The organism is Pseudomonas sp. RP-B7 (assembly GCF_059803535.1).
On sequence record NZ_JAPFHC010000025.1, the window covers coordinates 18,797 to 31,631 of the forward strand.

The following is a 12,835-nucleotide window of genomic DNA, read 5'->3' on the forward strand; positions in this document are numbered from 1 at the left end:
TCCCACATTTGGTTCTGTGTCTGGCCTTAGAGCTGATTACTCAGCAATCAGCCAATCCATCTGCCACCCACCCTGGGTCTGCCCAAGCTGCTTGGACAACCACGGCAGCAGCTCACGCAATTCCTCCTCCAAACCCCACGGCGGGTTGGCAATCGCCAGGCCCGAGCCGGTCAGGGTGTTCGGCGTATCCAGCGGATGCACCAACAACTCCACGCGCAGCAACTTCGGCGCACCAGTGCCGGCCAGGTCCTGGTAGAAGCGGCGCAACATGCGCTGGTCTTTCACCGGATACCAAATCGCAGCGACGGTCTGGCGCATGCGGCTCACGGCTTCCTTGAGGGAAGCGGCGCAGCGCTGCATCTCGTCGAGTTTCTCGAACGGCGGATCGATCAGCATCAGTGCGCGTTTTTCCGGCACCGGCAACAGGGCACGCGGCACGTGCCAGCCTTCGCCCAAATGCACTTTGACGCGGCGATCACCCTTCATATTGTCTTTGAGCAGCAGGCCGTCTTCCGGGTGTTTCTCGTTGAGCAACACCCGATCCTGCCGCCGCGTGAGGCGGCGCGCCAGCTCCGGCGAGCCCGGGTAGTAGCGCAACTGGCCATCCGGGTTCATCTCGTGCAGCACGCGCATGTAGTCGGCGGTCAGTGGCGGCAGGTCGCTTTGGCCCCACAGGCGCGCGATGCCTTCCAGGTATTCACCCGTGCGGTTGGCCTGGTCGCCCTGCAGGTCGTACAGACCGATACCGGCGTGGGTGTCGAGGTAGGCGAACGGCTGCTCCTTGCGCGACATCAGGGCGATGAGGCGGGTCAAGGTCAGGTGTTTGAAGACATCGGCGTGGTTGCCGGCGTGAAAGGCGTGACGATAATTCATGGTTGCTCCTGCGCAGGGGGCGAAGTTTACCTTTTACGCGGGCTCAGGTGCAGTGCGGTGCTTATGCTTAAAGCGCAGGAACCTCGCTGAAAATGATCTAGCCCGTTATGTGGAAGCGGGCTTGCCCGCGATGCAGGCGACGCGGTATTACCTGCACACCGCGGTGATGCTATCGCAGGCAAACCAGCTCCCACACTGTCCAAGGAGGTCAATAACAATCATGAAAGACGCCACTATCGCACTGCACCACGGCTTCAAGTCGGACCCCACCACCAAGGCCGTCGCGGTGCCGATCTACCAGAACGTCGCCTTCGAATTCGATAACGCCCAGCACGGCGCCGACCTGTTCAACCTGGACGTGCCCGGCAATATCTACACGCGCATCATGAACCCGACCAACGACGTGCTGGAGCAACGTATCGCAGCCTTGGAAGGCGGTATTGCGGCCCTGGCCGTGTCGGCTGGCAGCGCGGCGATCCACTATGCGATCCAGACCCTGACCCGCGCCGGCGACAACATCGTCACCACGCCGCAGCTCTACGGCGGCACCTACACCCTGTTTGCGCACCTGCTGCCGAGCTTTGGCGTGGACGTACGCTTCGCCCGTGACGACTCCGCGCAAGCCATCGCCGAGCTGATCGACGACAACACCAAGCTGGTGTACTGCGAAAGCATCGGCAACCCGGCGGGAAATATCGTCGACCTGCAAGCCCTGGCGGACGTCGCCCACGCCCGAGGCGTGCCGCTGATGGTGGACAACACCGTGGCCACGCCGATCCTGTGCAAGCCCATCAGCTTCGGCGCCGACATCGTGGTGCACTCGGTGACCAAGTACATCGGCGGCCATGGCAACTCCCTGGGCGGCGTGATAGTCGACAGCGGCACCTTCCCCTGGAGCGATTACCCGGAGAAATTCCCCGGCCTCAACAACCCCGAGCCGGCCTATCACGGCGTGGTCTACACCGAGAAATTCGGCCCCGCCGCCTTTATCGCGCGCGCCCGCACCGTGCCGCTGCGCAATACCGGCGCGGCGTTGGCCCCGATGAACGCGTTCCTGCTGCTGCAAGGCCTGGAAACCCTGGCCCTGCGCATGGAGCGCCACACCGAGAACGCGTTGAAAGTTGCGCAGTTCCTGCAAGGCCATGCCGAGGTGGAGTGGGTCAGCTACGCGGGCCTGCCGGATCACCCGCACCACGCGCTGGCGCAGAAATACCTGCAAGGCAAACCGTCGGCGATCCTGTCGTTTGGCTTGAAGGGCGGCTACGCAGCCGGGGTGCGCTTCTACGACGCGCTGCAAATCTTCAAGCGCCTGGTGAATATCGGCGATGCCAAATCCCTGGCCTGCCACCCGGCCTCCACCACCCACCGACAGATGAACGAGCAAGAACAGGCCAAGGCCGGGGTCAAGCCGGAGATGATTCGCCTGTCGGTGGGCATCGAGGCGATTGAAGACCTGATCGAGGATTTGCAGCAGGCGTTGGGCTCAACCCAGCTCTGAGGCGAGGTAACCGGCCAACCCCGCATGGCTGATCTGCCGCCCGCGCGCGAAGTAGGCGACCTTGTGCCGCAAGGTCGTCGGCGGGAAGGCGGTATGGAGGTCCGGGCATTGCTCTTCGAGCCCTTGCAACAGGTTATCGATAAGGGTTCGGCGCGATCGCCCGGCCAGCTGTTCGAGCAGCGACGCCGGCACGTGCCACCACGGGCCGGGGTTGGCAACCGCCACCGGGCCGGTCGCCACGCTCAGCGGCTGACCGTTGATCAGGTAGCGTTGGAACACGGGCAATAGCTCCGCGCCGCACTGCTGAACGATCGGCCACCACTGCACCCCGTCCCAGAACCGCAAGAACACCTCCTGACCATCCGGCAGGAAGACCTTGGTCAGGCTTTGCAGGTACGCGACCACACTTTCCAGCGGGCTGGACGAAACCGCCAGCCAACCCCAGTCGGTGGACTCGGTGGCGGCTACCCAGTCGAGGAACGGACTGCCCGGTTCGACAATGGCGACGTAGGGCATCACCTCGCTCCATGTCCCATAGGGCGTGCCGGCCCAAACGGGTTGCAGAGGCGTTCCGGCGGCCAGCGCTCGCCAGGCGTCCACTGGCTTGGCGTCGCTGGCGGCGCCCAGTATGGCGAAGAGCTGTTCACCCGCACGCAAGGATTGATGCATCGATGTAGGCTCCTTTTCAGGCAACGGCGCACTGGCCATTCTTGCAACGCTCACATTCTTCGCAGAACGGCGCACTGCGCTTGAGGCTGGCGACTTGTACGCGACTCAACGGTGCAGGAACCACCGTCTGCAACGCCTCCTTCAGCCCAGGCCGCAACGGCGCCGACACCACAGTGGGTGCACCACCGGGCTGGATCGGCACGCTGCTGAAAATCCCGCCGGCCGACAAGGTGATCGATTGCCCCCCGGCCTGGATCGTCACGCTCGCGCCCGCATCGATCACCACGCTTTGCCCGGCGCCAATCTGAATGGTGCCTGCGGCCCGCATCTGCTGCGAACCGCCGACCAGCAGATGATCATCCCTCTTGAGTTCGGTCAGGCGATTGCCGTGGGTGATGCGCTGCTCCTCGCCTTGCAGTTCGTGGTGCGACTCGCCGCCCACCGTGATCCGCCGCCGGTTGTCGACCTGCACCTGCTGGTCATGCAGCACATGCTGGGTCCAATCGCGCTGGGCACGCAGGTAGATTTCCTCGGCGCCCTTGCGGTCCTCGATGCGCAGCTCGTTGTAACCGCCACCCCCGGGGCTGCTGTGGCTGCGCAAGATGCTGCGGGTCTTGTCCGCCGGCAGGTCGAGGGGCAGCGGCGTCGCCGCGTTGGGCAGGCAACCCATCACCAACGGCATGTCCATGTCGCCATTGACGAAGCCCACCAACACCTCCATGCCCACTCGCGGGATCAGCACCGCGCCATAGCGGTCGTGGGCCCAACCGCTGGCCACCCGCAGCCAGCAACTGGAATGGTCGTTGTGTTCGCCGTTGCGATCCCAGGCCAGTTGCACCTTGACCCGTCCGTATTCGTCGCAATGGATTTCGCTGTCGGCGGGGCCGGTGACGACCGCGTTCTGATACCCCGAAATACTCGGGCGCCCAGGCAACGGTGGACGAAAGATCACATCCCACGGTGCCGCCACAAATTCATTGCGATACCCCTGGCGAAAGTCCCCGCCCGGCACCTCGGTGACCGCCTCTTCCAGCACCTGGGGTTGCTTGCCTTCGTGGACGATATGGGTCACCAGCCACAAATCATTCCACTCCTCGCGCGGGTGCCCGGCCAGCTTGAGAAACCCGCCGGTGACCAACGCCGGTTCATCGCCACTGCCCCGGGCGATTCGATAGTCGCTGCGATAGCGCTCCAGGCCACGCTGCGCCAGGTACTTGCCATGGGCGCGGTCGCTGAAGTGCGCGGGGTAGTCCTGCGCCTCAAGGTGGGGAAGCTGCTCGCCGGCCACCGTGCTTTCCAGCGTCAGACGCGGCTTGCGCCAGTCGTAATCACGCAGATTCAGCGCTGTAGTACGCGTCTCCAATTGCACCGCAAAACGCTTGATCGCCGGGGCGTGCGCAACCATCCCGGAACCGGGGGAGTAAGGGCTGGGCCGGTCAGGCTGGGCAAACACCGTCTGGTCATCGCCAAACACCAGCAGGTGCCGCTCGACGCAATGTTGGAAGTGATAGTGGATGCCAGCCTCGGCACACAGCCGCTGAACGAACGCCAGGTCGCTCTCGCCAAACTGCACGCAATACTCACGCTCGGGATACGTACCACTGAGGCGGAACTCAAAACGATCGCCCTGAATGCCCTGCGCCGTCAGCACCTGCGCAACCATCTGCGGCACCGTCTTGTGTTGGAAGATGCGCTGGTGGCTGCTGTGGGCCAGGTAGGCCAACTGTGGAACCAGACTGAGTTGATAACGCGTCAGCCGGCGCCCCGAGTCACCTTGAGCCACGCGATAGACCACGCCGTGAATGCCATGACCCTGCGCGTCGAAACCCAAGTACATCTGACGATGCAGCAGGCCTTCGAGATCCAGATCAGGCTGTTCGCTGACCAATTCAAGATCAAAACAATAGGGTTGGCTGAGGGCTTCGGTGCCCGTGAAGCTCAAGACCTTTAAGTCACTGGCAAGCCCATCCAGGGTCAGGGTGAAGGCACTTTGATTGGCAGGAGCGAACATCCGGTGTTTCTCTGCGAAGGGGTGGGCCGGGGATAGTGCCTCAGCCACTTGCCGTACTGATCACAGCGCCAACAAATCAGTAATTCCTTACGTCACGGGTTTGCTTTTCGCCCGTTCACGTTTGCCTGGGTTTTCAGCGCAAAAAAGCAGGCATCTGACGGAAGCTTTTCGTCACCGCGTAGCCCGTTTCCCAAACTGAACCCCCCCCCCCAATTCCCCCCTGCATAACCACGACGTTTTCCAGACAACTGATTAAATTTCGCTGCCATGTTCACTCCAAAGGAATGCGTTCATGGCGGGACATCTCGACACCCAATCGCTGAGGGACTTGTAATGCCTCAGCCCTATGCCTTTATCAATGAGCGGCCACTGACGTCTGTGGAACTCAAGGCGAGCTTGTGCATGAGCCGACACGCCGAAGCCAAGTTCGACGCGCTGAATACGCATATCCGCAATGTGGTGGTGCTGCCGGGACACCTGGTGATCATCGGTGACCACACCACCTCAGCCTGCACCGCAGAGGAGTCATGCCTGGTGCGCGCCGCCTGGGATGTCCGCCATAGCGTGACGGCCCATGGCGGGGCTGCCTTTGCGCTGCAGAATTATGATTTGCTGCAAAAACTACTCGGATACGCTTCGCTGGGGATAGGTACCGCAGGGGATGCCTGGAGCCGGCATTTGCAGGAAATCGTGAAAACTCTCGATGAAATCGAGGCCCTGCATAAACAGTCGCTGCGCCGAGGCGGTGGCGCGGCGCGAGATGATTTTTTGGCTCGGCGCAAAGTGCTGTTTGCCAAACTGGAAGCGCAAATGCGCAGCTTTGCGCGTTACGGCACGGGCCTGCGCAATGAAGGATCGATCAAGAAAATGCTGGGGATATCAACCAGGAGCTATTTGCACACCGGGGAGATCAATCGATACGCAGAAACGATTGCCAAAATTTCCAAGACGGCGAAGCTGCTTAAACACGGCACGCCGTTGGGGATGGCGTTAAGTACGACGTCCACGGCGCTGGAGATCAAGGAGGCGTGTTCTACCGGCAGAGGGGAACAATGCCGAAAAGCGAAGTATGTGGAAGCGGGTAAATTAACCTTTGGTGTAGCGGGAGGAATCATTGGAGGCCAGATGGGAATGGGCTTGTGTATAGCGGTAATGGCTCCGACAACCGGGCCGGGCGCCCTGAGCTGTCTTTTGATCGCTGGCGGCGCCATGGGCGCGGCGTTCGGCAGTTGGGGCAGCGAAATTGGCGCGGTCACTGGAGAGGTACTGTATGAGTATTGAGTACATACTCAACCTCCCTGCCAAAGACCAAATAGCATTGGGCTCGGCAGCCTCAATGCTTCTGGCGGTCGCGCTCGACATCTTCCTGGCCTATCGCAAATTGGAGTCGATGGAGCAACGCCTGGACCAATGCAGTCTGCTGGATAATTACAAGCACCTGTGGGGCAACAGCCTACGAGGAAGATTGACCAGACTGTGCGCGGTCTATGTAGCAATTGCACTGCCGAAGTGGAACACAAGACGAGGCGTCATCAACGCAAAACAAGTCGCAGAGTTTCCCCGCTGCCTGAAATTCGCCCTTCACGGAACAGCTCTTATCGGTCTGGTCGGCGCAGTGGGTGCGATGTTTTTTCATTTCAGCGATCAACCAAGCCTGTAATCCAGCACGTTTTCACCTCCAGACCGACAAAAAAACGGCCCGTCATCCAAAGGACGCGGGCCGCTCTTTTCAACTCGACAGGCGCTTAACGCCCAGCGCAATTACTTGTTGAGGTTGTAGTCCTTCTCCGCCGCATCAAAGCGCTCGACCATACCTGCAGTCGGTGCGCCCAGCTTGCTCACGAAGTAGATCGCCAGGCTGGCGAAGATGAAGCCCGGGATGATTTCGTACAGGCCCAGCAGTTCGAAGTGTTTCCACACGATCACGGTGATCGCGCCGACCAGGATGCCGGCCAGCGCGCCGTTGCGGGTCATGCCTTTCCAGATTACCGAGATCAGCACCACAGGGCCGAACGCCGCGCCGAAACCGGCCCAGGCGTAGCTCACCAGGCCCAGCACGCGGTTGTTCGGGTTGGCGGCCATGGCGATGGCGATCAGGGCAACCAGCAGCACCATCAGGCGGCCAACCCATACCAGCTCACGCTGGGAAGCGTTTTTGCGCAGGAAAGTCTTGTAGAAGTCTTCGGTCAGGGCGCTGGAGCACACCAGCAACTGGCAGCTCAGGGTGCTCATCACGGCAGCCAGGATGGCCGATAGCAGCACGCCAGCAATCCAAGGGTTGAACAGCAGCTTGGCCAGTTCGATGAACACACGCTCGTGGTTCTCGGTCACAGGGCCGGCCACTTCCGGGTGCGCCGAGAAGTAAGCGATGCCGAAGAAGCCTACGGCCACGGTGCCGCCCAGGCACAGGATCATCCAGGTCATGGAGATGCGGCGCGCCTTGGCGATCGACTTCACCGAATCCGCCGCCATGAAACGCGCGAGGATGTGCGGCTGGCCGAAGTAACCCAGGCCCCAGCCCATCAGCGAGATGATGCCGATGAAGGTAGTGTTCTTCAGCATGTTGAAGTTGTCAGGGTTCTTGGCTTCGATGGCCAGGAAGGTGGTGTCGACGCCGCCGGTGGCCAGCAGCACGATGATCGGCGTAAGGATCAGCGCGAAGATCATCAGGGTGGCTTGTACGGTATCTGTCCAGCTCACTGCCAGGAAACCACCGACGAAGGTGTAGGCAATGGTCGCAGCAGCACCGGCCCACAGCGCGGTCTCGTAGGACATGCCGAAGGTGCTTTCGAACAGACGGGCGCCAGCCACGATGCCCGAAGCGCAGTAGATGGTGAAGAACACCAGGATCACCACGGCGGAGATGATCCGCAGCAGGCCGCTCTTATCTTCGAAACGGCTGGAGAAGTAGTCCGGCAGGGTCAGGGCGTCGCCGTTGTGTTCGGTCTGTACCCGCAGGCGACCGGCCACGAACAGCCAGTTGAGGTAGGCACCGACGATCAGGCCGATGGCGATCCAGCTTTCCGACAGGCCGGACATGTAAATCGCGCCGGGCAGGCCCATCAACAACCAGCCACTCATGTCGGACGCACCGGCCGACAAGGCCGTGACCACGCTACCGAGGCTGCGACCGCCGAGGATGTAATCGGAAAGGTTATTGGTGGAGCGATAGGCCATGAAGCCGATCAGCACCATTGCTGCGATGTAGATCACGAACGTGATCAGGGTTGGATTGCTAACGCTCATATGAGTGACGCCCTGGCTTTGTTTTTATGTAGCGACGGTCTGTCAGACGGCCACCCACTGAAAGTAGGTAGACGTAACTGCGTGCCGCGCATTTATGACTGACGTTTCCCCAGGAAAGCCGTCAGCCGATGAACCAAACCTTGCGGTGGTTGCACCTAGGGCGCGAATCCTATTCAACAAACTAAATAAGGTGCAACCAGTTTCTCGAGAATAAGTTGCACCTTGATGTTAATTCCAGAAAACACCCCGTTTTTGCTCCTTTTCGGAGCAAGCACAGCCGATCTAAGAAGCAAATGCACCGCCGTGAAGCGGATTCTGTTGAGGGCCGATTTTTTTCATGCCCTCCTTCAAAAATTTCATGCATAAAAAGGGTTGCACCCGGTTGCACCTCTTCATGGGCGAAGCTAATCTTGCCGCCAGCTGATGCCACTCGGTAGTGGCACCCATGAGGATAAGAAAATGGCTACGACCACCCTTGGGGTCAAACTCGACGACCCGACCCGCGAACGCCTGAAGGCGGCCGCGACCTCCATTGATCGCACGCCACACTGGCTGATCAAGCAGGCGATTTTCAATTACCTGGAGAAACTGGAGGGTGGTGCAACCCTGACCGAACTCAATGGCTTGAGCAGCAAGGACGGCGACGACGCTGGCGAGGTCCAGACCGACCACGCGCACCAGTGCTTCCTCGAATTTGCCGAGAGCATCCTGCCGCAATCCGTACTGCGCGCCTCGATCACCGCCGCCTACCGCCGCCCTGAGCCGGAAGTGGTGCCGATGCTGATCGAACAGGCTCGTCTGCCAGCATCAATGGCCGAAGCCACCAACAAGCTGGCTGCGTCGATCGCTGAAAAACTGCGTAACCAGAAGAGTGCCGGCGGCCGTGCCGGTATTGTTCAGGGCCTGCTGCAAGAGTTCTCCCTGTCGTCCCAGGAAGGCGTGGCACTGATGTGCCTGGCCGAAGCGCTGCTACGCATCCCGGACAAGGGCACCCGCGACGCGCTGATCCGCGACAAAATCAGCACCGGCAACTGGCAGCCGCACCTGGGCAACAGCCCGTCGCTGTTCGTCAACGCCGCCACCTGGGGCCTGCTGCTGACCGGCAAACTGGTCGCCACCCACAACGAAGCGGGCTTGACCTCGTCCCTGAGCCGCATCATCGGCAAGAGCGGCGAGCCGATGATCCGCAAGGGCGTCGACATGGCCATGCGCCTGATGGGCGAGCAGTTCGTCACGGGTGAAACCATCGCCGAAGCCCTGGCCAACGCGAGCAAGTTCGAAGCCAAGGGCTTCCGCTATTCCTACGACATGCTCGGTGAAGCCGCACTCACCGAACACGATGCGCAGAAGTACCTGGCCTCGTACGAACAAGCCATTCACTCCATCGGCAAAGCCTCCCACGGCCGCGGGATCTATGAAGGCCCGGGCATCTCCATCAAGCTATCGGCACTGCACCCGCGTTACAGCCGTGCGCAGTACGAGCGTGTGATGGACGAGCTGTACCCACGCCTGCTGTCCCTGACCTTGCTGGCCAAGCAATACGACATCGGCTTGAACATCGACGCCGAAGAAGCCGACCGCCTGGAGCTGTCGCTGGACCTGCTGGAACGCCTGTGCTTCGAGCCGCAACTGACCGGCTGGAACGGCATCGGCTTCGTGATCCAGGCTTACCAGAAGCGTTGCCCGTATGTGATCGACTACGTGATCGACCTGGCGCGCCGTAGCCGTCACCGCCTGATGATCCGCCTGGTAAAAGGCGCGTACTGGGACAGCGAGATCAAGCGCGCCCAGGTCGAAGGCCTGGAAGGCTACCCGGTGTACACCCGCAAGGTTTACACCGACGTGTCCTACATCGCCTGCGCACGCAAACTGCTGTCGGTGCCGGAAGTCATCTACCCGCAGTTCGCCACGCACAACGCCCACACCCTGTCGGCCATCTACCATATTGCCGGCCAGAACTATTACCCGGGCCAGTACGAGTTCCAATGCCTGCACGGCATGGGTGAACCTCTGTACGAGCAGGTTGTAGGCAAGGTTTCCGATGGCAAGCTGAACCGTCCGTGCCGCGTGTACGCTCCGGTCGGCACCCACGAAACACTGTTGGCTTACCTGGTACGTCGCCTGCTGGAAAACGGCGCCAACACCTCGTTCGTCAACCGCATCGCTGACCAGTCCATCTCGATTCAGGAGCTGGTGGCCGATCCAGTGGCCAGCATCGAGCAAATGGCCACGCTGGAAGGCGGCTTCGGCCTGCCACACCCGCGCATTCCATTGCCCCGTGACCTGTACGGCAGCGACCGCGCCAACTCGGCCGGTATCGACCTGGCCAACGAACATCGCCTGGCATCGCTGTCCTGCGCCCTGCTGGCCACTGCCCACAACAACTGGAAGGCCGCGCCGATGCTCGGCTGCGCCGCCAGTGAGCAGCCGGCGGCACCGGTGCTGAACCCGTCCGACCTGCGCGACGTGGTCGGCCACGTACAAGAAGCTACGGTCGAAGACGTCGACAACGCCATCCAGTGCGCCATCGGCGCCGGTCCGATCTGGCAGGCCACCCCGCCCGCCGAGCGTGCCGCGATCCTGGAGCGCGCCGCCGACCTGATGGAAAGCGAGATCCAACCGCTGATGGGCCTGCTGGCCCGCGAAGCCGGCAAGACCTTCGCCAACGCCATCGCCGAAGTGCGCGAAGCCGTGGACTTCCTGCGTTACTACGCGGTGCAGGCACGTAACGACTTCACCAATGACGCCCACCGCCCACTGGGGCCGGTGGTGTGCATCAGCCCGTGGAACTTCCCGCTGGCGATCTTCAGCGGCCAGGTCGCCGCTGCACTGGCCGCCGGCAACCCCGTACTGGCCAAGCCTGCCGAGCAAACCCCGCTGGTCGCCGCGCAAGCCGTGCGCATCCTGCTGGAAGCCGGTATTCCGCAAGGCGTGCTGCAACTGCTGCCGGGCCAGGGCGAAACCGTGGGTGCCCGCCTGGTGGGTGATGATCGCGTCAAAGGCGTGATGTTCACTGGTTCCACCGAGGTTGCGCGCCTGCTGCAGCGCAATGTCGCCGGTCGCCTGGATGCCCAGGGCCGTCCGATCCCGCTGATCGCCGAAACCGGCGGCCAGAACGCAATGATCGTCGACTCCTCGGCACTCACCGAACAAGTGGTCATCGACGTCGTGTCCTCGGCCTTCGACAGTGCCGGTCAACGCTGCTCGGCCCTGCGCGTACTGTGCTTGCAGGAAGATTCGGCAGACCGCGTCATCGAAATGCTCAAGGGCGCCATGGCCGAATGCCGTCTGGGCAACCCGGAGCGCCTGTCGGTAGACATCGGCCCGGTGATCGACGCCGAAGCCAAGGCGGGTATCGAGAAACACATCCAGGCCATGCGTGACAAAGGCCGCAATGTGTACCAAGTGGCAATCGCCGACGGTGAAGAGATCAAGCGCGGCACCTTCGTGATGCCAACCCTGATCGAACTGGAAAGCTTCGACGAACTGCAACGCGAAATCTTCGGCCCGGTACTGCACGTGGTGCGCTACAAGCGCAAAGAGATCGATCAGCTCATCGGCCAGATCAACGCGTCGGGCTACGGCCTGACCCTGGGCGTGCACACCCGTATCGACGAGACCATCGCCAAGGTGATCGACAACGTCCACGCCGGTAACGTCTACGTAAACCGCAACATCGTGGGTGCCGTGGTTGGCGTACAACCGTTCGGTGGCGAAGGCTTGTCGGGGACTGGCCCGAAAGCCGGTGGTCCGCTGTACCTGTATCGCCTGCTGTCGACTCGTCCTACGGATGCCATCGAGCAGTCCTTCGTGCGTGGCGATGCCCTGGCCGCTCCAGATGTACGTCTGCGGGATGCCATGAGCCAGCCGCTGACCGCCCTGAAAACCTGGGCCGACGGCAACAAGCTCAGCGAGCTGAGCGCCCTGTGCAGCCAGTTCGCCGCGCAATCGCAAAGCGGTATCACCCGCCAACTGGCCGGCCCGACCGGCGAGCGCAACAGCTACGCCATCCTGCCCCGCGAGCACGTATTGTGCCTGGCGGAAGTAGAAGGCGACCTGCTGACGCAACTGGCGGCAGTGCTGGCGGTAGGCGGTTCGGCGGTATGGCCGGAAACTGACTTGACCAAGGCGTTGCTCCCACGCCTGCCGAAAGAAATTCAGGCGAAGATCAAGCGCGTGACTGACTGGACCAAGGACGAAGTGGTATTCGACGCCGTTGTGCACCACGGCGACTCCGACCAACTGCGTGCGGTGTGCCAGCAAGTGGCGCAGCGCAGTGGTGCGATTGTCGGGGTGCATGGTTTGTCCCAAGGCGAGACGGCGATTGCGCTGGAACGCCTGGTGATCGAGCGGGCACTGAGCGTTAACACCGCAGCCGCGGGCGGTAACGCGAGCCTGATGACCATCGGCTAAACCTGTGGGAGCGGGCTTGCTCGCGAAAGCGGTGGGTCAGTCAACTAATTCAGTGACTGGCACTCCGTCTTCGCGGGCAAGCCCGCTCCCGCATTTGGACTGCGTATCTCTCACCCGTCCGTGTT

8 protein-coding genes are annotated in these 12,835 nt (G+C 61.7%); 4 read left to right on the plus strand and 4 right to left on the minus strand.

Going from position 1 to position 12,835, the window contains the following annotated elements:
- Positions 1–36 precede the first annotated feature (36 nt).
- Positions 37–873: a 23S rRNA (adenine(2030)-N(6))-methyltransferase RlmJ gene (locus tag OPU96_RS20720; protein WP_498559599.1), complete on the minus strand. Its 837-nt coding sequence runs from the start codon at positions 871–873 to the stop codon at positions 37–39.
- A 220-nt stretch (positions 874–1,093) separates the two neighbouring features.
- Here OPU96_RS20720 and OPU96_RS20725 point away from each other — a divergent pair, with 220 nt between their 5' ends.
- A complete protein-coding gene (locus OPU96_RS20725; protein ID WP_192298301.1) occupies positions 1,094–2,371 on the plus strand; it encodes an O-acetylhomoserine aminocarboxypropyltransferase/cysteine synthase family protein in 1,278 nt (425 codons plus the stop codon).
- Here the strand turns inward: OPU96_RS20725 and OPU96_RS20730 are convergent.
- Both OPU96_RS20730 and OPU96_RS20735 read right to left on the minus strand, forming a co-directional pair.
- Positions 2,357–3,040 carry a DUF4123 domain-containing protein gene (locus tag OPU96_RS20730; protein WP_498559600.1) on the minus strand — a complete coding sequence of 228 codons (684 nt, stop codon included), beginning with the start codon at positions 3,038–3,040 and terminating at the stop codon, positions 2,357–2,359. The two genes, OPU96_RS20725 and OPU96_RS20730, sit on opposite strands and share 15 nt — an antisense overlap.
- Positions 3,041–3,056: 16 nt before the next feature.
- A complete protein-coding gene (locus OPU96_RS20735; protein WP_498559601.1) occupies positions 3,057–5,051 on the minus strand; it encodes a type VI secretion system Vgr family protein in 1,995 nt (664 codons plus the stop codon).
- Between the two features lie 333 nt (positions 5,052–5,384).
- Here OPU96_RS20735 and OPU96_RS20740 point away from each other — a divergent pair, with 333 nt between their 5' ends.
- Together OPU96_RS20740 and OPU96_RS20745 are read left to right on the plus strand one after the other, a co-directional pair.
- Positions 5,385–6,332 carry a hypothetical protein gene (locus OPU96_RS20740; protein ID WP_226455567.1) on the plus strand — a complete coding sequence of 316 codons (948 nt, stop codon included), beginning with the start codon at positions 5,385–5,387 and terminating at the stop codon, positions 6,330–6,332.
- The gene (locus OPU96_RS20745) at positions 6,322–6,711 is read left to right on the plus strand and encodes a hypothetical protein (protein ID WP_226455566.1); all 390 of its coding nucleotides are present in this window, start codon (positions 6,322–6,324) and stop codon (positions 6,709–6,711) included. Before OPU96_RS20740 ends, OPU96_RS20745 begins: the two co-directional genes overlap by 11 nt.
- A 101-nt stretch (positions 6,712–6,812) precedes the next feature.
- On the opposite strand, the gene putP is transcribed toward OPU96_RS20745, so the two are convergent.
- Positions 6,813–8,297 (minus strand): sodium/proline symporter PutP, encoded by a 1,485-nt coding sequence (putP, locus tag OPU96_RS20750; protein WP_192298306.1) that lies wholly within the window; start codon positions 8,295–8,297, stop codon positions 6,813–6,815.
- Between the two features lie 459 nt (positions 8,298–8,756).
- Between putP and putA the strand changes: the two genes are divergently transcribed.
- Complete coding sequence (gene putA, locus OPU96_RS20755; protein ID WP_498559602.1) at positions 8,757–12,710, plus strand: trifunctional transcriptional regulator/proline dehydrogenase/L-glutamate gamma-semialdehyde dehydrogenase; 3,954 nt, start codon at positions 8,757–8,759, stop codon at positions 12,708–12,710.
- The last annotated feature ends 125 nt before the right edge of the window (positions 12,711–12,835 follow it).